The organism is Pseudomonas sp. NCHU5216, assembly GCF_052156495.1.
In the GTDB taxonomy this organism is placed as follows: Bacteria; Pseudomonadota; Gammaproteobacteria; order Pseudomonadales; family Pseudomonadaceae; genus Aquipseudomonas.
The window spans coordinates 1-20,464 of the sequence record NZ_JBQLIX010000062.1; the positions used below are offsets into that span (position 1 = coordinate 1).

Genomic DNA, 20,464 nt, shown 5'->3' on the forward strand with positions numbered 1-20,464 from the left:
CCCAGGACGGTGAAGATTTCAAAGACCCGCTACCCAGTAGATCGGAAAGCTGCTCCGCTTAAATGAACAGCATTACGAGCCAGTCTCGGGGTTTTTCTTTCTGGCCTCAGATCAGGCCTTCGGCCTTCAGCGCTTCGATCACCTTGGGGCGAGCGCCAATGCGAGCGCTGTGTGCTTGCAGGCTCGGCCAGCGGTCGAGGGAGAAGCCGACCATGCCGGCCCAGCCCAGCACGGTGAACAGGTAGCCGTCGGCGACGGTGAAGCCATCCCCAAGCAGGAATTCACGCTCGCCGAGTTCGCCGGCCAGCCAGTCGAGGCGCTTGCTCAGCAGTGCCTGTGCGGCGGCCTTCCAGTCCTGGCTCTGTGCCGGGTTGAACATGCTGGCGAGCGGTTTGTGCAGTTCGCTGGAGATGAAGCTCAGCCAGCTCTGCAGTTCGTAGCGCGCCTCGCTGCCATTGGCCGGGGCCAGGCCACTCTCGGGCTTGAGGTCGGCGATGTATTGCACGATGGCCGCGCCTTCGGTCAGTACCTTGCCGTTGTCCAGTACCAGGGCGGGGATATAGCCCTTGCCGTTGATCTGGGTGAAGTCGGCGCCCGAGGCGGTGCGCTTGGTCTGCAGGTCGACGGCTTCGATCTCGAATTCGATGCCGGCTTCGCGCAGGGCGATATGCGGCGAGAGCGAGCAGGCGCCAGCCTTGTAGTACAGCTTCATGGAGGATTCCTTGTGCATGGGTGGAGGATTACCGCGAAAGAGCTTACTCTTCGCTTTCCTTTAGGCAAGTACCTACTTTTTGGTAAGTATTGGAGTCGCTTCGATGCCCGATGACGTCCGCCTCGGCAATGTATTCAGCGGGGTTTGCCCTGCACGCCATATTCTCGCGGTGATTGCCGACAAGTGGTCGCTGCTGCTGATTCATGCCCTGGCGCACGGCGGTACCTTGCGCACCGCCGAGTTGCGTCGGCGGGTCGAGGGGATTTCGGAAAAGATGCTGATCCAGACGCTTCGCCGGCTCGAGCGTTTCGGCCTGGTCACTCGTCAGGCCTACGCGCAGGTGCCGCCTCGGGTGGAATACTCGCTGACGCCGCTGGGGCATTCGCTCAGCGAGCCGATCCGCGCCATCGACCACTGGGTGGAGTGCAACGTCAGCGAGATCGCCCGTGCGCAGCAGGCCTTCGACCAGGCCTGTGAACCAGGCGAGGAACCAATGCAACCCGCGATTGCAGGGTGACGACACCGGGTAAAACCAGCAAAATATCGACCATCATCGCCGCCATACCGGCCGGCAGCACAATTCTGGAGTCACCCCTACCACCATGCGTATGCGCCTGATGCTACTGGGCGGCGGTAGCGCCCTGGGGCAAGCGCTGATCCGTCTCGGTGCCGAGGAAGATATCGGCTTCCTGGCGCCACGCCCGCCGGAAGGTGGCTGGAACGCCGCCAACCTCACCGAGCTGCTCGACGATACCCGCCCGGATGCACTGGTCAATCTGGCCTATTACTTCGACTGGTTTCAGGCCGAGTCGGTGGCCGAGGCGCGCCTGCAGACCCAGGAACTGGCGGTGGAACGCCTGGCCGAGCTGTGTCAGCACCATGACATCATGTTGCTGCAGCCCTCCAGCTATAGGGTCTTCGATGGCTCGCGGATCACCGCCTACGGTGAGAAGGAAGAGCCGCTGCCCCTGGGGCTGCGTGGCCAGGCCATGTGGCGCCTGGAGCAGAGCGTGCGGGCGATCTGCCCACGGCATGTGCTGCTGCGCTTCGGCTGGTTGCTCGACGACAGCCGCGATGGCCGGCTTGGGCGTTTTCTGCAGCGCGCCGAGCGTGACGAGATGCTCTGCCTGGCCGATGACCGCCGTGGCAACCCGACCCCGGTGGACGACGCGGCGCGGGTCACCCTGGCGGTGCTCAAGCAGCTCGACTGCGAATCCCCCTTGTGGGGCACCTACCACTACGGTGGGCACGAAGCGAGCACGGCGCTGAGCCTGGGCCAGGCGGTGCTGAGCGAGGCGCGGCATTACCGCAGCAATCTGGTCGAGGAGGTGACGCCGCAGGCGCATGCCGCGCGCCCGGATGCCGCCGACGAACCGCAGCATGCGGTGCTGGCGTGCAAGAAGATTTTCCATACCTTCGGCATCAAGCCGCGCGCCTGGCGTGCCGGTTTGCCGACCTTGCTGGATCGTTATTACCGCCATGGCTGAAATTCTCGTAACCGGCGGCGCCGGCTTCATCGGCTCGCATCTGGTCGACGCCTTGCTGGCAGCCGGTCATGACGTGCGCGTGCTGGACAACCTGTCCATGGGCAAGCGCGATAATCTGCCGCTGGACAACCCGCGCTTGCGCTTCATCGAAGGCGACGTGGCCGATGCCCGTCAGGTGGCCGAGGCGCTGGCCGGTTGCAGCGCGGTGGCCCACCTGGCTGCCGTGGCTTCGGTGCAGGCGTCGGTGGACGACCCGGTGGCCACGCACCAGAGCAACTTCATCGGCACCCTGAACGTCTGCGAGGCCATGCGTCAGCAGGGGGTGCGGCGTGTGCTGTTCGCCTCCAGCGCGGCGGTGTATGGCAACAACGGTGAAGGCGTGGCCATCGATGAAGAAACCGCCAAGGCACCCCTGACGCCCTACGCCTCGGACAAGCTGGCCAGCGAGCAATATCTGGACTTCTATCGTCGCCAGCATGGCCTGGAACCGGCGATCTTTCGTTTCTTCAATATCTTCGGGCCACGCCAGGATCCGTCCTCGCCCTATTCCGGCGTCATCAGCATCTTCACCCAGCGTGCGCAGCAGGGCCTGCCCATCAGCGTGTTCGGCGATGGCGAGCAGACCCGCGATTTCTTCTATGTCGGTGACCTGGTCGCGCTGTTGTTGCAGGCGCTGACCGATGAGCAGGTCGAGCCGCTGCCAGTGAACGTTGGCTGGAGTCAGGCGGTCAGCCTCAACCAGTTGCTGGCCGAGATCGGCGCGCTCTACGGTGGCTTGCCGCCGGTGAGCCACCTGGCGCCGCGTGCCGGTGACATCCGCCATTCGCGGGCCGATATCGCCCGGTTGAGCAGGCAGTACCGGCTGCCGGCGCAAACGCCGCTGCGCGAAGGCCTGGCACGTCTGCTCGGTATGTGAATCCGGCTCAGTGAGCCCAGAATGCAAGAAGCCGGCATCAGCCGGCTTCTTTCGTTTGCAGAGGGCTTAGAATTTGTAGCCCAGGCCAACCATATAGACATACGGATCGACATCCACGTCCACCTTGGCGCGCACGCCGAGGGCGGTGTTGTCGACATAGGCGGTGGTGTCGATGTCGATGTAGCGCACCTGGGCGTTGATCAGCAGGTTGTCGGTCAGCATGTAGTCGGCGCCGACCTGCCAGGCCAGGCCCCAGGAGTTCTTGGCGCGGAAGTTGTCGAAGCCGTTGGCGGTTGCCTCGCTGCCGACATGCTCGTCGAAAATCCAGGTGTAGTTGATGCCGGCGCCCAGATACGGCTGGAAGGCCGACTTGGCATCGAGCGGGTAGTACACCAGGCTCAGGGTCGGCGGCAGGTGCTTGAGGGTACCCAGCTTGCCGTTGGCGGCATCGAGGATGGTGCCCTTGATCTTCACGTCGTGCTCGAACGGCGTGGCGGCCAGCAGTTCGACGCCCAGGTGGTCGGTGACCATGTAGGCGAAGTTCAGACCGAGCTGGGTGTCATTGCTCAGGGTCGCCTTGCCGCCCAGGTTGGTGCCAGCCAGGCCGCCGCGGTCGACCTTGACGCTGGAGGAGTCGGCGTCCGGGTTGACGGTGATGGCGCCGGCACGGATGAGGATGTCGCCGGCCTGGTGAGCCTGAGCTACGGGAGCGGCAACGGCGAGGGCGAGCAGTGAGGCGGTGAACAGTGACTTGTACATAGCGAACTCCAGTCGAGTCGAGTGTCTTGGCTGGATTCAATGCTAAGCCACGCAACGATTCGCTTTTTGACCTGGCTCAATAGATGAGCGCGGGCAGGTGCGACCTTTTGTCAATCGCCGTACAAGCGGGCCTTCAGCTATCGGGTAACTCGTAGACGTAGATCTTGTCCGCTTCCATCTGGTAGCCGACCTCGGCCAGTTCGCTGCTCATGTGTTCCACCTTCATCTGGCCTTCGACCCAGAAGGGTTGGTACAGCGCATCGAGCATCACCCCCAGTTCGCTGGTGACATGCACGATCTGGTTGGACGGCGGTGGCGGTACGTGGATGCAGGCGCCGAAGTAGGGCACCAGGAGGAATTCGGTAACGCGACCTTCGTCGGTCACGTCCAGCGGCACGATATAGCCAGGCAGCTTGATGTGCTGGCCATCCAGTGCCTTGACCACCGGCGCGGCGGGCGACTGCTGAGTGGCTGCCGGGCCAGCCTCGGACAGGGTGTCGGCCAGTTGCGAGAGGTCGTGGATGGGCGTCGGGTCGACCTTCTGTGGTGGGGCATCTGGCGGAATCAGGTCGGACCAGTTGAGTTCGCGCACCTCGGCGGCGGACAGCGGCAGGCACAGCGTCAGCAGCAGGGTGGCGAGCAGGCGGCGGGACATGGAATACCTCATTGAAGGAGCGCCTGCGCAGTCTACGCGAGGCGCTCCATCCTTGCCTTACAGACGGATCGACAAACCGTCGGCCAGCGACTGCCGGTAGGCGCGCCAGGCCGGCACGCTGCCCATCAGCAGCGCTGCCAGCAGGATGCCGCCGAGTAGCGTCCACTCGTAGCTTGTTGGCGCGCTCAGCGCCAGGTAGAGGCCGTAATTGGCCTGCACGTAGCCCTGCGCCCCGGCGATGCCCAGGTACAGCAGCGCCAGGCCGAAGGCCACGCCGGCCAGGGCCAGGGCGAAGGCTTCCAGTACCAGCAGGCTGGCGATATGCCAGGGGCGCGCGCCCACCGAGCGGAGGATGGCCATTTCTCGGCGGCGTTCGTTGAGGCTGGTGAGAATCGCCGTGAGCATGCCGATCAGGCCGGTGAGCACGACGAACAGCGACACCACGAACAGCGCCTGCTCGGCCGTGCCCATCAGGCTCCACAGCTCCTGCAGGGCCACGCCGGGAAGGATCGCCAGCAGCGGCTCGCCACGGAATTCGTTGATCTCCCGTTGCAGGCTGAAGGTGGCGATCTTGCTCTTCAGGCCCAGCATGAAGGCGGTGATCTGCTTGGGTTGCAGATCCATGGCGCGAGCCTGGTCGGCGCTGATACGCGCATCGCCACGGGCCGGCATGCCGTTCTTCCAGTCGATGTGCAGCGCCTCCATGCCCGCGAGCGAGATGTGCAGGGTGCGATCCACCGGCGTGCCGGTGCGTTCGAGGATGCCGACCACGGTGAACGGCTTGTCGTCGTGCTGCACCAGGCTGATGGTGGACACGCCATGAGCCAGGACGATCTTCTGCCCCAGGTGGTAACCCAATGCGCTGGCCACTTCGGCGCCGAGCACCACCTCGAATGGATCATCGGCGAACGGCCGACCCTCGGCCAGCTTCAGTGCCTGGCTGCGGGCGTAGCGGTAGTGCTCGAAGTAGGCGCTGCTGGTGCCCATCACCCGGTAGCCACGGTGCGAGTCACCGAGGGAGATGGGAATGGCCCACTTCACCTGACGGTGGTTGGCGAAATGCTCGAAGCTGTCCCAGCGGATGTTGTTGGTGGCGTTGCCGATGCGAAACACCGAATACAGCAGCAGGTTCACGCTGCCGGAACGGGCGCCGACGATCAGGTCGGTGCCGCTGATGGTATTGGCGAAGCTGGCGCGCGCTTCGGTGCGCACGCGCTCCACGGCCAGCAGCAGGCAGACCGACAGGGCGATGGCGAACACCGTGAGCAGGGCGGTGAAACGGCGGTTGGCCAGGCTGGCCAGGGCGATACGCAAAAGGTGCATCTCAGACCTCGACAGGCTTGGCGGCGCGGTTGAGTTCGGCCAGCGACAGGCTGCGGTCGAACAGGGGGGCCAGGCTCTGGTCATGGCTGACGAACAGCAGGCTGGCGCCGGCGCCGCGGCATTCGGCGAACAGCAGTTGCAGGAAGGCCTCGCGGGCGTCGGCATCCAGCGCCGAGGTAGGCTCGTCGGCGATCACCAGTTCCGGCTGGCCGATCAGCGCGCGGGCGGCGGCGACGCGCTGCTGCTGGCCGATGGACAGGCTGTCGGCGCGGCGTTCGAGCAAATCGGCACGCAGGCCCAGGTGTTCGAGCAGGCCGGCTGCGGCCATATCGACGCTGCCATGGCGCTGTGCTGCACGCTGCGCGCGCAGGCGTGAGAAGCGGCAGGGCAGCTCGACATTTTCGCGCACGGAGAGAAAGGGCAGCAGGTTGAACTGCTGGAAGATGTAGCCGGTGTGGTCGACGCGAAAGCGATCACGGGCGCTGGCCGAGAGCGCCGCCAGGTTCTGGCCGAGCAGGCGGATATGGCCGCGCTGGGCCTTCTGCACTCCGCCGAGCAGGCCCAGCAGGGTGGTCTTGCCGCTACCACTGGGGCCTTTGAGGAACAGGGTTTCACCGCGTGCGAGGGTGAAGCTGGGGATGTCGAGCAACTCGGGCTGGCCAGGCCAGGCGAAACCGAGGTCGGACAGTTCGATCAGGGCTGAACTCATTGCACACTCGTTGGGCGTCTTGGGTGGTGCTGCATGCGGCTGACAGACTGCGCCCGTGCGATGCACGGGCGTTATCCGGCGCTGGGCCGCCGACAGGATCCAGGCCCGCGCATGGCAGGCCCGGGCAGGGTATCAGAAGCTCAGACGCGGCTGCGCGGCGGTGAGTTCGGCACCTTGCTGGCCACTGCGGCCGATCAGTTGCACGTTGACCTTGTGCGTGGCGGGGAAGCGCTTGAACAGCTCGCTCAGATCCAGTTGCTCGAGAGCGTCGACCTGCTTGCAGGAGAGCTGATAGCTGGCTTCGATGTCGCTGTGCTCGTGCTCGTGCTCGTGCTCGTCGGCGTGCTCATGTTCGTGTTCGTCGGCGTCATCGTCGTGATGATGCTCGTGACCGCCGAACAGCGGGCTTTCCAACTCCTGCTTGGTCACCTGGCACGCACCGGCAGCCAGGCCGAACAGCTCGATGGGTTTTTCCAGCTCGGCCTTGACAGCGGCGACCTTGGCTTTGTCGGCATCGCTCTTGGCCGCATGCTCGAAGCCGACGAAGTTCATCGCCGGGCTGTCGACCTGCAGTTCCAGGGTCTGACCGTCGAGGGCCACGTTGAGGCTGGCCACGCCATGCTCGTGGGCGCCGAGGCTTCCGTGTTCATGGTCATGGTCGTCATGGGCCTGAGCGACAGCCAGGGGCAGCAGGGCGAAGGGGAGGGCGAGCAGTAAGCGGCGCATGGACGGCTCCGTAGCAGGGTGAAATAAGGTGTTACGTTATAACAACTTTCTTGTGCGGCTGACCAGTGCGACTTGGCGCTTCGTTCAGCTCGTGGGAGCATGCGCGCCACCCTGGGAGGAGATGATCATGCGAATACGCGGACGCATAGGCGACTGGCCCGTCGACCTGACGCTGGAGCTGGAGCGCGAGGACTGGGCGCAACTGGCGCAGGCACTGCAAGGCGCTTCCGTGGAGCCGGTGCCGTCCACTGCGGCAACGCCGGCAGTTGCAGGTGATGGCTTATGGCAGACGGCGCTGCAACTGGTGCGCGACGCCGGCCAGATCGAAGGCCCGAAGCTGCTGACACAACTGGCCGCCCTGGCAGGCGGCGACGCTGCTGGCAAACGCCTGCTGGTGCGCTTGCGCCATTGCGAACAGATTCGCATGGAAACGGGTGAGGATGCGCCGATCTATCACTGGCAAGGGCAGCTATAAGCTGCAAGCTGCAAGAAAGAGCACCGCTCCTGGCTTTGCTTGCAGCTTGAGGCTTGCCGCTTGTAGCTGCTCCTAATAGATCGCCTGATACAGCTTGCGGCGGTAGGCGGTGACCAGGGGGTGGTCGTTGCCGAGCAGGTCGAAGACCTGCAGCAGGGTCTTGTGCGGCAGGCCGTCCTGGTAGCTGCGGTTACGCACGAACAGTTTGAGCAGGGCGTCCAGCGCGGGTTCGTACTGCTGGCGCGCCAGTTGCTGCACGGCGAGCTGGTACACCGCCTCGTCGTCGCCGGCGTCCTGTGCCAGGCGGCTTTTGAGGGTGGCGACTTCCGGCAGGTCGGCGGCCTGGCGCAGGAAGGTCAGTTGCGCTTTAGCGCCGGCCAGTGCCTGCTTGTGTTCGTCGCCCTTCACGGCGTCGAGCACCACTTCGGCCTCGCCCAGCTCACCGCGCTCGGCCAGGCAGCGGGCGTAAAGAATCAGCGCCGCGCCATTCTCGTTGTCCTCGCTCAGTACCTGCTTGAGCAGCGCTTCGGTCTCGGCGAAACGACCTTCGGCGAACAGCGCCTGAGCTGCCTCCATCGGGTCGGCAGCAGCCGGGGCCGGCTCGGCGACATGGGGCTTGAGCATCTCGCGGATTGCTGCTTCCGGCTGGGCGCCGGCGAAACCGTCCACCGGCTGGCCGTCCTTGAACAGCACCACGGTGGGCAGGCTGCGAATGCCGAAGCGCATGACGATGTCCTGCTCGATATCGCAGTTGACCTTGGCCAGCAGCAGCTCGCCGGCGTATTCCTCGGTGATCTTCGCCAGCATCGGCATCAGCGCCTTGCACGGCGCGCACCACTCGGCCCAGAAGTCCACCAGCACCGGCTTGTGGAAGGAGTTCTCGATGACGAGCTGCTCGAAGTTGGCGGCGCCGGAGATATCGAAGATGTAGGGGGATTCGCTCATGGTCGGTCTCGAAAAGCGGGGCAATGGCTTATTAATGCGGGCAGGCGGCACGTGAAACAAGGGGCACCGATGCAATCAGGGGATGGTCGGTTGCTGTTTCCCGGCTTGCCTTCGGGCTACGTGGGGCGTCGCGCATGATACAGGCTGACCTCGCGAAATTCCGCAGGCTCGGCCAGATCAGGCCAGGTGCAGCCATCGAGCAGCGCCAGGCGCTGATACAGAGGATGGCGGAAGTCCTTGACCCGCGAATCGGCCACCAGCGCTTCGCGGCCGCGACTGAGGAAATGATCCAGCAGCGGCAGGTTGGCGCGGTCGTAGAGCACATCGGCCACCAGGATCAGGTCGAAGCGATCGGCTTCGGCGAAGAAGTCCGCCGAGTAGTTCAGGGTCACCTCGTTCAGTTCGGCATTGGCGCGGCAGGCGGCCAGCGCCAGCGGGTCGAGGTCGCAGGCCACCACCTCGGCGGCCCCCGCCCTGGCCGCGGCGATGGCGGCGACGCCGCTGCCGGCACCGAAATCCAGCACACGCTTGCCGCGTACCCACTCGGGGCGTTCGGCCAACCAGCGCGCCAGCACCAGGCCGCTGGCCCAGCAGAAGCACCAGTAGGGCGGTTCCTCGAGGATGCGCCGGGTTTCCTCGGGGCTGAACGCGCGATCCATATTGCTGGCATCGATCAGCCACAGGGCGATATCGCTGCCGGGCAGGTTTTCGGCGACCAGGCGGGCATCGCCAAGCAGTTCGTTCAAGGCACTTTGCAGGGGCTGCGCGGCATTCATGGCGCGGGCACCAGATGCAGGGCGCCGAGATCCTGATCGCTCAATTCGGCGATGGTGCGCGCTGGCAGACGCTGTACCAGGCGCCCGGACTGGCTGACGCGGCCACGCAGCTCGAGGCGCTGGCCGCCGGCCGGGGCGTCTTCGGTAATCGGCAGGTGGAACGGCAGGGGCTCGCCATCGCCGCGCAGGCGTACCTGGCCCAGCAGTTGCCGTGGACGGCCGCGCAGGTCGACGGCCAGCAGCGCCAGTTCGACCTCGGCGCCGCTGGCCACACCGAGCAGTTGCCCACGCAGGCCGGGCTGTGGCGCAGGCGTGGTCTGTGGGGCGGGTGTCACTGTGGCGGCTGGTGGAGCCTCGGGGACGCTGGAGCAGGCGCTGAGCAGGGGGATGAGAATAAGTGCAGGCAGGTATCGAATCATGGCGTTTGCGGCTCTTGGGTGTGCGGCTATAGCTTAATTTGTCTTGCCGCTTCTAGCAGGCTGTTGAAAAACTACCTGCGTTGCCATTGCTGCGTTAAAAACAGCCTCAAAATGCTCATTTACAACACGTAAACTGCGCTTTCTCGGCTGTTTTTGTGGGGCCGCCATCGGTATTGCACTGGCTGCCTCGGCTCGGGCTTCCTGCTTCGCTCTACCTCCTGCATCCATGCAGTCGTCGCCTACGTTTTTCAACGGCCTGCTATGCGCTACCATGGCGCCTTCGCCGCCACCTGCCAGCATTTTTCCATGCATTGTCCGTTCTGCGCCGCCAACGACACCAAAGTCATCGATTCCCGCCTGGTCGCCGAGGGCGATCAGGTACGCCGCCGTCGCGAATGCGTGGCCTGTGGCGAGCGTTTCACCACCTTCGAGACCGCCGAACTGGTGATGCCGCGCCTGATCAAGCAGGACGGCAGCCGCCAGCCCTTCGACGAGGAGAAGCTGCGCGCCGGCATGCAGCGTGCCCTGGAAAAACGCCCGGTGAGCGTCGAACGTCTGGAGGAGGCCATTGCTCGCATCAAGCAGCAACTGCGCGCCACCGGCGAGCGCGAGGTGAAGTCGCTGGTGCTCGGTGAACTGGTGATGACCGAGCTGAGCAAGCTCGATGAAGTGGCTTACATCCGTTTCGCCTCGGTCTATCGGCGTTTCCAGGATCTCAACGAGTTCCGTGAAGAGATCGAGCGTCTGGCCCGCGAGCCGTCGAAAAACCGATGAGCGAACACGATCACCTGTACATGGCGCGCGCCCTCAAGCTGGCGCGCAAAGGTCTGTATTCCACCCATCCCAATCCGCGTGTCGGCTGCGTCATCGTGCGCGATGGGCAGATCATCGGCGAGGGCTGGCATGCCCGTGCCGGCGAGCCGCATGCCGAGGTGCACGCGCTGCGCCAGGCCGGCGACAAGGCGCGTGGCGCCACGGCCTACGTCACCCTGGAACCCTGCAGCCACCATGGGCGCACCCCACCTTGCGCCGATGGTCTGATCGCCGCGGGCGTCGGCCGGGTGGTCGCGGCCATGCAGGATCCCAACCCGCAGGTGGCCGGCAATGGTCTGCAGCGCCTGCGGGAGGCTGGCATCGAGGTCAGCAGCGGTGTGCTGGAAAGCGAGGCGCGCGCCCTCAATGCCGGTTTCATCAAGCGCATGGAGCAGGGCCTGCCGTTGGTGCGGGTCAAGCTGGCCATGAGCCTGGACGGCCGCACCGCCATGGCCAGTGGCGAAAGCCAGTGGATCACCGGGCCGGCAGCGCGGGCCGAGGTGCAGCGCCTGCGCGCGCAGGCCAGCGTGGTGCTGAGCGGCGCCGACACGGTGCTGGCCGATGATGCGCGGCTGACCGTGCGCCCGGATGAGCTGGGCCTTGGCGCCGAGCTGACCGCCCTGGCGCAGCGTCGCCCACCGCTGCGGGTGTTGCTCGACGGTCGCCTGCGCGTGCCGCTGAGCAAGGCTTTTTTCCAGGCCGGCCCGACGCTCGTGGCCACCTGCGCGGCAGCGGCAGCGCGCGACCGCTACCTGGCCGAGGGCCACGAGCTGTTGGCCGTGCCTGGCAGCAATGGCCATGTGGATCTGCATAAGCTGCTGCGTGAGCTGGCTGGCCGTGGTGCCAACGAGGTGCTGGTGGAGGCCGGGCCACGCCTGGCCGGCGCCTTCGCCCGTGCCGGCCTGGTGGACGAGTTCCGTATCTTCATGGCGGCCAAGTTGCTCGGCTCCAGTGCCCGACCGCTGCTCGACCTGCCGCTCAACCGCATGGCCGAGGCGCCGGAGTTGCAGATTCTCGATATCCGCGCGGTGGGCGAGGACTGGCAGATCACCGCGGTGCCCAAGCCCAGGTAGGGTGCGCTATGCGCACCGCTGCAAATACCCTTTGTTCAGCGGCAACGACCCGAGCGGCCAAGGGAATAGGCGCTGGTCTGGCACGTCGGTGCTTGAACCTGGTGCGCGCAGCGCACCCTACGGCTGCGAGAATCGCGAATGAAGTGAACGCCGCTCGTTCGTGCCTACAGGGTGGGATCCGACAATCGCACAGGCATACGCGACATCGCCGCAAACGGCCGCTGTCTGGCGCATGCGGCGTGGCAATAAATATGGTAAAACGCCACGCGGCCATTCGCTTGGCCGCAACGTTCTCAGGGCGGGGTGTGATTCCCCACCGGCGGTAATGGTTCGCAGAACCTAGCCCGCGAGCGCTCGCCACGGTTCCTGCCGGGCGAGGTCCAGCAGACCCGGTGCGATTCCGGGGCCGACGGTATAGTCCGGATAAAGAGAGAGCGGGATTCCCTCCTCGGGCGCTGCTTGCGCGTCCGTGAAATCCCTATCGATCGGCATTGCCCTGTTTTTGACCAAAACAGGAGTTCATCCATGCTGTGCATCATCTTCACGCGAGGTTCGGAGGGCGCATGTTCACCGGCATAATCGAAGCCATCGGCAGCATCCGCGCCATGACCCCGAAGGGCGGCGACGTGCGCGTCTACGTGGCCACCGGCAAGCTCGATCTGGGCGACGTCAAGCTCGGCGACAGCATCGCCGTCAACGGCGTTTGCCTGACCGCCGTCGAGCTGCCCGGCGACGGCTTCTGGGCCGACGTCAGCCGCGAAACCCTGGCGCGCACCGCCTTCGTCGACCTCAAGCCCGGCAGCGCCGTGAACCTGGAAAAGGCCCTGACGCCCACCAGCCGCCTCGGCGGCCATCTGGTCAGCGGCCATGTCGATGGCGTCGGCGAGATCGTCTCGCGCGCCGATAACGCCCGCGCCGTGCAGTTCAAGGTGCGCGCGCCGCGCGAGCTGGCCAAGTACATCGCGCACAAGGGCTCGATCACCGTCGATGGCACCAGCCTGACCGTCAACGCGGTCGATGGCGCCGAGTTCGAGCTGACCATCGTCCCGCACACCCTGGCCGAGACCATCATGGTCGACTACCAGGCCGGGCGTAAGGTCAACCTCGAAGTCGACCTGCTGGCCCGTTATCTGGAGCGTCTGCTGCTCGGCGACAAGGCCGCCGAGCCCAAGGCCTCGGGCCTCACCGAAAGCTTTCTCGCCGAACACGGCTACCTGAAGAATTGAGGAGACGCCCCGATGGCGCTCAACACCGCTGAAGAACTGATCGAAGACATCCGCGCCGGCAAGATGGTCATCCTCATGGATGACGAAGACCGCGAGAACGAAGGCGACATCATCATCGCCTCGGAATGCGTCACCGCCGAGCACATCAACTTCATGGCCCGCTTCGCCCGTGGCCTGATCTGCATGCCGATGACCCGCGAGCGTTGCGAGTTGCTCAACCTGCCGCTGATGGCGCCGCGTAACGGTTCCGGTTTCGGCACCAAGTTCACCGTGTCCATCGAGGCCGCCGAGGGCGTGACCACCGGCATCTCCGCCGCCGACCGCGCGCGTACCGTGCAGGCGGCCGTGGCGCGTAACGCGGTGGCCGAGGATATCGTCAGCCCCGGGCATATCTTCCCGCTGATGGCCCAGCCCGGCGGTGTGCTGGCCCGTGCCGGTCACACCGAGGCCGCCTGCGACCTGGCGCGCATGGCCGGCTTCGAGCCCAGTGGGGTGATCTGCGAGATCATGAACGACGACGGCACCATGGCGCGTCGCCCGGAGCTGGAGCAGTTCGCTGAGCAGCACAATCTCAAGATCGGCACCATCGCCGACCTGATCCACTACCGCTTGATCCACGAGCGCACCGTCGAGCGTATCAGCGAACAGCCGCTGGATACCGAACTGGGTCAGTTCAACCTGGTGACCTACCGCGATGGCGTGGAAGACACCGCGCACATGGCGCTGACCCTGGGCAGCATCTGTGCCGATGAGCCGACCCTGGTGCGCGTGCACAACATGGATCCACTGCGCGACCTGTTCCTGGTCAACCTGCCGGGGCGCTGGAGTCTGCGCGCGGCCATGGCCGAAGTGGCCAAGGCCGGCAGTGGCGTGGTGCTGTTGCTCGGCAACCCGCTGACCGGCCCCGAGCTGCTATCGCTGTTGGGCCGTCAACAGCCAAGCTCGCCGGCCACCTACAGCACCGTCGGTGCCGGCTCGCAGATCCTGCGCGACCTTGGCGTGCGCAAGATGCGCCTGATGAGTTCGCCGATGAAGTTCAACGCGATATCCGGCTTCGATCTCGAGGTTGTAGAATACCTGCCGGCTGATTAAAAGGCGGCTCGAAGAGCCGCATCTGATGACCCTCTCCCGCTTGCGGGAGAGGGTGCCCGAAGGGCGGGAGAGGGTGTTTCGGCGTGCACCGCATGCCCTCTCCCCCCGCCCCTCTCCCACAAGTGGGAGAGGGGAGAAAATGGTGCCCGAAGGGCGGGAGAGGGTGTTTTCACGTGCACTGCATGCCCTCTCCCCCCGCCCCTCTCCCACAAGTGGGAGAGGGGAGCAAAGCACGTAGCCCGAATGAATTTATTTTTCGGGGCCAAACCGCCCCGGCTCTTTAACCTTGTGAGACCCGTCATGACCCTGAAGACCATCGAAGGTACCTTCATCGCCCCGCAGGGCAAATACGCCCTGGTGGTGGGCCGTTTCAACAGCTTCGTCGTCGAGAGCCTGGTCAGTGGCGCCATCGACGCCCTGGTGCGCCATGGCGTGCAGGAAAGCGACATCACCATCATCCGCGCGCCGGGTGCCTTCGAGATTCCGCTGGTGACCCAGAAGGTCGCCCAGCGTGGCGAATACGCGGCCATCATCGCCCTCGGTGCGGTGATCCGTGGCGGCACTCCGCACTTCGAGTACGTGGCCGGTGAGTGCACCAAGGGCCTGGCGCAGGTTTCCATGGAATACGGTGTGCCGGTCGCCTTCGGCGTGTTGACCGTCGACTCCATCGAGCAGGCCATCGAACGTTCCGGTACCAAGGCGGGTAACAAGGGTGCCGAAGCGGCGCTGTCCGCCCTGGAAATGGTCAGCCTGCTGGCGCAGTTGGAGGCCAAGTGAGCAACTCCGCCAACGGCCAGCCGGCCAAGAAGGGCCCCAGCGGCAAGATTCTCGCCCGCCGCGAGGCCCGCACCCTGGCCATGCAGGCCCTGTACTCCTGGCATATCGCCGGTCAGCCGCTGAACGAGATCGAAGCGCAGTTCCGCGTCGACAACGATTTCAGCAAGGTCGACGGCGCCTACTTCCATGAGATCCTGCATGGCGTGCCACGGCACAAGACCGAGCTGGACGCGGCCTTCGCGCCCTTCCTCGATCGCCCGCTGGACGACATGGACCCGGTCGAGCTGGCCATCCTGCGCCTGTCCACCTACGAGCTGATGCACCGCGTCGACGTGCCCTACAAGGTGGTGATCAACGAGGGCATCGAGCTGGCCAAGGTGTTCGGCGCCACCGACGGGCACAAGTTCGTCAATGGCGTACTGGACAAGCTGGCACCCAAGCTGCGCGCGGCTGAAGTCGGCGCCAACAAGCGTTGAGTCCGGTGCTGCTGGCGGCAGGCATAGGTCGTGGGTGAGTTCGAGCTGATCCAGCGCTACTTCGCCACGGCGCCCTGTGCGCAGGGCGGGGATGGCGTCGTGCGCGGCATCGGCGATGACTGCGCGCTGCTGGCCGTGCCGGCGGGCGAGCAGTTGGCGGTATCCACCGATACGCTGGTCGCCGGGGTGCATTTCCCCGCCGTCTGCGATCCCTTCCTGCTGGGCCAGCGCGCCCTGGCGGTCTCCGCCAGCGATCTGGCCGCCATGGGGGCGACGCCCGTGGCCTTCACGCTGGCGCTGACCCTCGACCAGGCCGATGCCGTCTGGCTGGAGGCCTTTGCCAAGGGGCTGCAGCGCATGGCCGCAGCCTGCACGCTGGCGCTGGTCGGCGGCGACACTACCCGTGGCCCGTTGAGCATGACCCTGACCGTGTTCGGCCGTGTTCCGGCCGGGCAGGCGCTGACGCGTTCAGGCGCGCGAGTGGGCGATCTGCTCTGCGTCGGTGGTGAGTTGGGCGATGCCGCTGGCGCCTTGCCGCTGGTGCTGGGCCAGCGCGCGGCGGCGGCTGAGATCAGCGAGCCCTTGCTGGCGCGTTACTGGTCGCCCATGCCGCAATTGGCGCTGGGCCAGGCATTGCGTGGCCAGGCGACGGCTGCCCTGGATATCTCCGACGGCCTGCTGGCCGACTGTGGGCATATTGCCGAGGCCTCCGGCGTCGCCTTGCAGATCGAGGCAGCCCGTATCCCGCTGTCTGCCGCCCTGTGCGCCCTGATCGGTCATGAACGCGCATTATCCTGCGCCTTGTCCGGTGGTGACGATTACCGGCTAGCCTTTACCTTGCCGCCTGAGCGGTTGTCTGCGGTTCAGGCCGATTGGCCCGAAGTGCGTATGATCGGTCAGGTGCTGCCCGGGCGAGGTGTGCACCTGCTGGACGCGGCGGGGCAGGCCATCGAAGCGCCGCACGGCGGCTATCAACATTTCTGAAAGACTGGAGCGCGTGTGACCGATCACCCCAACCAGGTTCCCGCCGAGTACGTACCGCCTTCGGTATGGCGCAATCCCTGGCACTTCATCGCCTTCGGCTTCGGCTCCGGCACCCTGCCCAAGGCACCGGGCACCTGGGGCTCGCTGGTGGCGCTGCCGTTCGTGCCGCTGTGGCAGATGCTGCCGGACTGGGGCTACTGGCTGATGCTCGGGGTGACCATGCTGTTCGGCTTCTGGCTGTGCGGCAAGGTGGCCGACGACCTGCGCGTGCACGACCACGAGGGCATCGTCTGGGACGAGATGGTCGGCATGTGGATCACCCTGTGGCTGGTGCCCGAGGGCTGGGTCTGGCTGCTGCTGGGCTTTCTCATGTTCCGCCTGTTCGACATCGTCAAACCCTGGCCGATTCGCTGGATCGATCGGCACGTGCATGGCGGGGTCGGCATCATGCTCGATGATGTGATCGCCGGCGTGTTCGCCTGGCTGGCGATGCAGGGCCTGGTATGGAGCTGGGCTCGCTATGGTTCGATCCTGGGGCTCTAGGTCATGAGGCGTGCCTGGCTGATCCTGCTGTTGTTGCTCGGCTTCGCGCCGCTGCTGGAAGCGAACGAGCGGGCAAGCGAGATTCATATCGTCAGCGAAGCCTGGCGTGATTACAGCAATGCCGATGGCAGCGGCCTGGCCTGGGACGTGCTGCGCAAGGTCTTCGAGCCCGCCGGGGTGCGCCTGCGTATTCAGAGCGAGCCTTATACCCGTTCGATCGGCCTGGTGCAGCGCGGCGAGGCCGATGCCTGGGTCGGTGCCTACCGCGACGAGATCGACGAGGGCGTGATCTACCCCAAGTGGCACTATGACGATGACCATATCGTCGCTCTGGGGCTCAGCAGCACGCCGGCACCGAGCCTGGACACCCTCGGCAGCTATCGTCTGGCCTGGATGCATGGCTACGGATTCCAGGAATTTCTGCCCAATGTGCGTGAGTACCGGGAAGTGCAGCGCCGCGGCGGTATCCTGCGCATGCTGGATCTCGGCAATGCGGATCTGTACATCGACTCGGTCACCGAGGTCGAGGATGTGCTCGGCGAGGCCGAACAGCGTGATCGTTACCGCATGACCAAGTTGGTGGACATTCCCTTGTTCCTCGGTTTCGTCGCCAGCCCGAAAGGGCGCCAACTGGCCGGGATCTTCGATCAGCGCATGGAACAACTGGTGGCCAGCGGCGAGCTGCGGCCGATCTTCAAGCGTTGGCAACAACCCTATCCGTTCTGAATCAGGAGGCTGCCCTCATGCTGCGTCGTGCCATCCTTGCCCTGTCGCTGCTGGGCGCCTCGATTGTGTGTGCGGCCTCTCAGGTGCAGGTCGTCGGTCTGTTTCCGGGGGCGGCGGTGATCACTGTCGATGGCCAGCGCAAACTGGTTCGCGAAGGTCAGACCGGGCCGGGCGGCGTGGTGGTGGTGCGGGTCGACAAACAGGGTGCGGTCTTGCGTGTCGATGGTGTCGAACATCTCTACCCGCTCAGCCGCGAATACAGCGGTGGCTACGTCGAGCCGCAGAAGAAGCGCCTGAGCATCGCCAAGGGGCCGGGTGGCCACTACTGGATCACGGGTTCGGTCAACGGCCATAACCTGCCGTTCCTGGTCGATACCGGCGCTACCTCGGTGGCGCTCAACGAAGGCCAGGCACGGCGCCTGGGCATCGACTTCCGTGCCAACGGCCGGCCGCTGCAGGTCAATACTGCCAGTGGCATCAGCCGTGGCTGGCAGGTGACGCTGGGCCGGGTGAAGGTGGGCGATATCGAAGTGCTGGGCGTGGACGCGGTGGTGCTGGAGGGCGGCTCACCCACCGAGGCGCTGCTGGGTATGAGTTTTCTCAACCGTGTCGGCTGGCGCGAGGAGCAAGGCATGCTGGTGCTCGAGTCCCGCCTGTGATGTGCCGTTTCGATGCTGATGATCGGTAATTCCGACTGACCCGCCACGCTGGCCTGCTGCTACAATGCCGGCCCTGTTTCGTATTCATTGCCAGGAGCATTCGGTGTCCGTTCTGTTCGTCGCCGCCTCCCAACTGCCTACGCCCTTCGGTGTGTTCACCATGCACGGTTTTCTCGATGAGGCCACCGGCAAGGAGCATGTTGCCCTGACCTTCGGCGATGTGGCCGATGGCGAGCCGGTGCTGGGCCGGCTGCATTCCGAATGCCTGACCGGCGATGCCCTGTTCAGCCTGCGCTGCGACTGCGGAGCACAGCTCGAAGCGGCGTTGCAGGCGATCTCCGAGGAGGGCCGTGGCGTGCTCCTGTACCTGCGCCAGGAGGGCCGTGGCATCGGCCTGCTGAACAAGATCCGCGCCTATGAGCTGCAGGATGGTGGCGCCGATACCGTCGAGGCCAACGAGCGCCTCGGTTTCGGTGCTGATATGCGCGATTACGCCATCTGTCCGCCGATGCTCGAACACCTGGGCATCAAGAGCCTCAAGCTGATGACCAACAACCCGCGCAAGGTCAAGGCGATGGAGGGCTTCGGCCTGCGCGTGGCCGAACGCCGGCCCTTGCAGGTGGGGCAGAACCCGCACAACCGCAAGTACCTCGCCACCAAGGCTGGCAAGCTCGGGCACATGCTCGGCAACCTGCATCAAGGCGAGGCCGAGGAAGTCCTGTGACCCGCGCCCAGGTCAAGCGGCGCCTGGCGCTGGCCTGGTGGCGGCAACTGGCTGTGGCGGTGCTGCCGGTGATCGTTTTCAATGCCTTGTTCGGCGGTGGTGGCCCTGCACTGTTGGCCATGCCGCTGTTCGTCGCCGGCATTGCCTCGATGTTCGTCAGCCTGCCGCTGTTCAAGGCTTACAAGCAGGCCCTGATCGCTACTGACAAGGCTCTGGACAGCGCTGAGGAGCCGGCCGCCTGGTTGCAGCTCGACCGCGTACGCCTGCGTGCCCTGCTGGGTGCGGCGCTGCCGGCCTGGATCGCCGCCCTGGCGGTGCTGGCGGGACTGGAGGCGGTGCCGCTGGTGCTGCTGACTTTCTCCAGCGTCGTCATCCATCTGCTTTATCGTATCCCTCGCCAACTGGGCTGATGCGCGCACTGCTGCTGGTTCTGTGCCTGCTGGCGCTGCCGTTGCAAGCCGCCGAGCGGGTAATCAGCCTGGCGCCCTCGCTCAGCGAAATCATGCTGGAACTGGATGCCGCCGATCTGCTGGTCGGTGTGCTCGAGGGCGATGACCAACCGGCTGCGCTGAAGCATCTGCCAAGGGTTGGCCGTTACGGTCAGCTCGAGTTCGAGCGCCTGCTGCAGCTTGCTCCCGACCTGATCCTGATTGCACCGGGGAGCGTGCCGCCCGCGCAGCAGGCGCAGTTGCAGGACTTCGGCATCCCGATCCTGGCGGTCGAGCCGCGAACGCTGGCGCAACTGGGCGGCGCCTTCACCGCCATCGCCGAGCGCATCGGTCGCCCCGAGCAGGGCCAGCGGCTGGCCGCCACGTTGCGTCAGGGGCTGGCCGAGCTGCGTGCACGTTATCGACGCGAGCGTCCGCTCGGCGTGTTCTATCAGGTTTGGCACCAGCCGTTGTACACCATTGGTGGCAACCAGTTGATCGGTGAGGCATTGACGGTGTGTGGTGCGCGCAACCTGTTCGACGATCTGCCGCAGCCGGCACCGCAAGTCAGTGTGGAGGCGGTGCTGGCGCGAGATCCCGATGTGATCCTCGGCGGCAGCAACGCCGAACTGAGTGCCTGGCAGGCCTGGCCGCAGATCCATGCCGTGCGTCTGGGGCAGGTCTGGGCGGTGCCGGACAAGGGCCTGGAACGGCCGAGCGGGCAGATGCTCGGGGCTATCGAGGCGTTGTGTGAGCGGCTTGCTGTGGCGCGTTGAGTTTGTTCAGGCCAGCGACGGCTCGCGGCTGGAGCCTCGCCCATGGGGGCATCCTTGTGGAGTTGCGTTAAGAAGTAGTTCTGCAGGGTCTGGTTTGATACCGGACTGGCAAGTTTATTTGATCTTGTTGGCTTGCGTGGGTGTTCTGGACTCCGCTTCGGGTGTTTTCAGATATTCCGGGTTTCGCTCCCTCGGGCGACTCACTTTTCTTTGAACTCGGATTGCCGCCCAGCGCAAAGAAAAGTAAGCAAAAGAAACGCACCCC

At 65.3% G+C, this 20,464-nt stretch carries 26 protein-coding genes and 1 riboswitch; of the genes, 17 read left to right on the plus strand and 9 right to left on the minus strand.

The annotated features are described in order from the left end of the window. Positions 1-106 precede the first annotated feature (106 nt). A complete protein-coding gene (gene gstA / locus ACSVIK_RS24825) occupies positions 107-712 on the minus strand; it encodes a glutathione transferase GstA (RefSeq protein WP_442446807.1) in 606 nt (201 codons plus the stop codon). Positions 713-815: 103 nt separating this feature from the next. On the opposite strand from gstA, the gene ACSVIK_RS24830 reads away from it, so the two are divergent. From ACSVIK_RS24830 to ACSVIK_RS24840, 3 genes are all read left to right on the plus strand, one after another. Next, a complete protein-coding gene (locus tag ACSVIK_RS24830; protein WP_442446808.1) occupies positions 816-1,229 on the plus strand; it encodes a winged helix-turn-helix transcriptional regulator in 414 nt (137 codons plus the stop codon). 85 nt (positions 1,230-1,314) lie between these two features. Beyond that, positions 1,315-2,199, plus strand: coding sequence for a sugar nucleotide-binding protein (locus tag ACSVIK_RS24835; protein WP_442446809.1), 885 nt, complete (start codon positions 1,315-1,317; stop codon positions 2,197-2,199). Further along, entirely contained in the window at positions 2,192-3,115 is a 924-nt protein-coding gene (locus ACSVIK_RS24840) for an NAD-dependent epimerase/dehydratase family protein (protein ID WP_442446810.1), read from the plus strand. Before ACSVIK_RS24835 ends, ACSVIK_RS24840 begins: the two co-directional genes overlap by 8 nt. Positions 3,116-3,181: 66 nt before the next feature. Here ACSVIK_RS24840 and ACSVIK_RS24845 read toward each other — a convergent pair whose 3' ends face one another. From ACSVIK_RS24845 to ACSVIK_RS24865, 5 genes are all read right to left on the minus strand, one after another. Then, positions 3,182-3,874, minus strand: coding sequence for an OmpW/AlkL family protein (locus ACSVIK_RS24845; protein WP_442446811.1), 693 nt, complete (start codon positions 3,872-3,874; stop codon positions 3,182-3,184). A 133-nt stretch (positions 3,875-4,007) separates the two neighbouring features. Next, positions 4,008-4,529, minus strand: a complete 522-nt coding sequence (locus ACSVIK_RS24850; protein ID WP_442446812.1) for a DUF3299 domain-containing protein — start codon at positions 4,527-4,529, stop codon at positions 4,008-4,010. 57 nt (positions 4,530-4,586) lie between these two features. Beyond that, complete coding sequence (locus ACSVIK_RS24855) at positions 4,587-5,852, minus strand: ABC transporter permease (RefSeq protein ID WP_442446813.1); 1,266 nt, start codon at positions 5,850-5,852, stop codon at positions 4,587-4,589. A gap of 1 nt (position 5,853) precedes the next feature. Then, the gene (locus tag ACSVIK_RS24860) at positions 5,854-6,561 is read right to left on the minus strand and encodes an ABC transporter ATP-binding protein (protein WP_442446814.1); all 708 of its coding nucleotides are present in this window, start codon (positions 6,559-6,561) and stop codon (positions 5,854-5,856) included. A 132-nt stretch (positions 6,562-6,693) separates the two neighbouring features. Then, complete coding sequence (locus tag ACSVIK_RS24865) at positions 6,694-7,287, minus strand: DUF2796 domain-containing protein (protein ID WP_442446815.1); 594 nt, start codon at positions 7,285-7,287, stop codon at positions 6,694-6,696. A 124-nt stretch (positions 7,288-7,411) separates the two neighbouring features. Here ACSVIK_RS24865 and ACSVIK_RS24870 point away from each other — a divergent pair, with 124 nt between their 5' ends. Next, positions 7,412-7,762 (plus strand): hypothetical protein, encoded by a 351-nt coding sequence (locus tag ACSVIK_RS24870; RefSeq protein ID WP_442446828.1) that lies wholly within the window; start codon positions 7,412-7,414, stop codon positions 7,760-7,762. 72 nt (positions 7,763-7,834) lie between these two features. On the opposite strand, the gene trxA is transcribed toward ACSVIK_RS24870, so the two are convergent. The 3 genes from trxA to ACSVIK_RS24885 form a co-directional block, all read right to left on the minus strand. After that, positions 7,835-8,707: a thioredoxin gene (gene trxA / locus ACSVIK_RS24875; RefSeq protein WP_442446816.1), complete on the minus strand. Its 873-nt coding sequence runs from the start codon at positions 8,705-8,707 to the stop codon at positions 7,835-7,837. Between the two features lie 116 nt (positions 8,708-8,823). Then, on the minus strand, positions 8,824-9,483 hold the full coding sequence (locus tag ACSVIK_RS24880; protein ID WP_442446817.1) for a class I SAM-dependent methyltransferase: 660 nt from the start codon (positions 9,481-9,483) through the stop codon (positions 8,824-8,826). After that, positions 9,480-9,902 (minus strand): YbaY family lipoprotein, encoded by a 423-nt coding sequence (locus ACSVIK_RS24885; protein WP_442446818.1) that lies wholly within the window; start codon positions 9,900-9,902, stop codon positions 9,480-9,482. The genes ACSVIK_RS24880 and ACSVIK_RS24885 overlap by 4 nt, the downstream gene beginning before the upstream one ends. Before the next feature lie 306 nt (positions 9,903-10,208). On the opposite strand from ACSVIK_RS24885, the gene nrdR reads away from it, so the two are divergent. The 13 genes from nrdR (at position 10,209) to ACSVIK_RS24950 (ending at position 20,199) form a co-directional block, all read left to right on the plus strand. Then, on the plus strand, positions 10,209-10,676 hold the full coding sequence (gene nrdR / locus ACSVIK_RS24890; protein WP_442446829.1) for a transcriptional regulator NrdR: 468 nt from the start codon (positions 10,209-10,211) through the stop codon (positions 10,674-10,676). After that, positions 10,673-11,788, plus strand: coding sequence for a bifunctional diaminohydroxyphosphoribosylaminopyrimidine deaminase/5-amino-6-(5-phosphoribosylamino)uracil reductase RibD (gene ribD / locus ACSVIK_RS24895; RefSeq protein ID WP_442446819.1), 1,116 nt, complete (start codon positions 10,673-10,675; stop codon positions 11,786-11,788). Before nrdR ends, ribD begins: the two co-directional genes overlap by 4 nt. Positions 11,789-12,073: 285 nt before the next feature. Continuing rightward, positions 12,074-12,228: riboswitch (FMN riboswitch) on the plus strand. 123 nt (positions 12,229-12,351) lie between these two features. Beyond that, on the plus strand, positions 12,352-13,014 hold the full coding sequence (locus ACSVIK_RS24900) for a riboflavin synthase (protein WP_017675583.1): 663 nt from the start codon (positions 12,352-12,354) through the stop codon (positions 13,012-13,014). 12 nt (positions 13,015-13,026) lie between these two features. Beyond that, the gene (gene ribBA, locus ACSVIK_RS24905; protein ID WP_442446820.1) at positions 13,027-14,106 is read left to right on the plus strand and encodes a bifunctional 3,4-dihydroxy-2-butanone-4-phosphate synthase/GTP cyclohydrolase II; all 1,080 of its coding nucleotides are present in this window, start codon (positions 13,027-13,029) and stop codon (positions 14,104-14,106) included. Between the two features lie 300 nt (positions 14,107-14,406). Beyond that, positions 14,407-14,883: a 6,7-dimethyl-8-ribityllumazine synthase gene (gene ribH / locus ACSVIK_RS24910; protein WP_074858119.1), complete on the plus strand. Its 477-nt coding sequence runs from the start codon at positions 14,407-14,409 to the stop codon at positions 14,881-14,883. Then, on the plus strand, positions 14,880-15,359 hold the full coding sequence (nusB, locus tag ACSVIK_RS24915) for a transcription antitermination factor NusB (protein WP_442446821.1): 480 nt from the start codon (positions 14,880-14,882) through the stop codon (positions 15,357-15,359). Before ribH ends, nusB begins: the two co-directional genes overlap by 4 nt. A 30-nt stretch (positions 15,360-15,389) precedes the next feature. Further along, the gene (thiL, locus tag ACSVIK_RS24920; RefSeq protein ID WP_442446822.1) at positions 15,390-16,343 is read left to right on the plus strand and encodes a thiamine-phosphate kinase; all 954 of its coding nucleotides are present in this window, start codon (positions 15,390-15,392) and stop codon (positions 16,341-16,343) included. Positions 16,344-16,358: 15 nt separating this feature from the next. Then, positions 16,359-16,886 (plus strand): phosphatidylglycerophosphatase A family protein, encoded by a 528-nt coding sequence (locus ACSVIK_RS24925; protein ID WP_268181221.1) that lies wholly within the window; start codon positions 16,359-16,361, stop codon positions 16,884-16,886. 3 nt (positions 16,887-16,889) lie between these two features. Next, positions 16,890-17,612 carry a substrate-binding periplasmic protein gene (locus ACSVIK_RS24930; RefSeq protein WP_442446823.1) on the plus strand — a complete coding sequence of 241 codons (723 nt, stop codon included), beginning with the start codon at positions 16,890-16,892 and terminating at the stop codon, positions 17,610-17,612. Between the two features lie 17 nt (positions 17,613-17,629). Next, on the plus strand, positions 17,630-18,271 hold the full coding sequence (locus tag ACSVIK_RS24935) for a retropepsin-like aspartic protease family protein (RefSeq protein ID WP_442446824.1): 642 nt from the start codon (positions 17,630-17,632) through the stop codon (positions 18,269-18,271). 103 nt (positions 18,272-18,374) lie between these two features. Beyond that, on the plus strand, positions 18,375-18,995 hold the full coding sequence (ribA, locus tag ACSVIK_RS24940; protein WP_442446825.1) for a GTP cyclohydrolase II: 621 nt from the start codon (positions 18,375-18,377) through the stop codon (positions 18,993-18,995). Further along, positions 18,992-19,405 carry an MFS transporter gene (locus tag ACSVIK_RS24945; protein WP_442446826.1) on the plus strand — a complete coding sequence of 138 codons (414 nt, stop codon included), beginning with the start codon at positions 18,992-18,994 and terminating at the stop codon, positions 19,403-19,405. Before ribA ends, ACSVIK_RS24945 begins: the two co-directional genes overlap by 4 nt. Continuing rightward, positions 19,405-20,199: a cobalamin-binding protein gene (locus ACSVIK_RS24950; protein WP_442446827.1), complete on the plus strand. Its 795-nt coding sequence runs from the start codon at positions 19,405-19,407 to the stop codon at positions 20,197-20,199. The genes ACSVIK_RS24945 and ACSVIK_RS24950 overlap by 1 nt, the downstream gene beginning before the upstream one ends. Positions 20,200-20,464 lie beyond the last annotated feature (265 nt).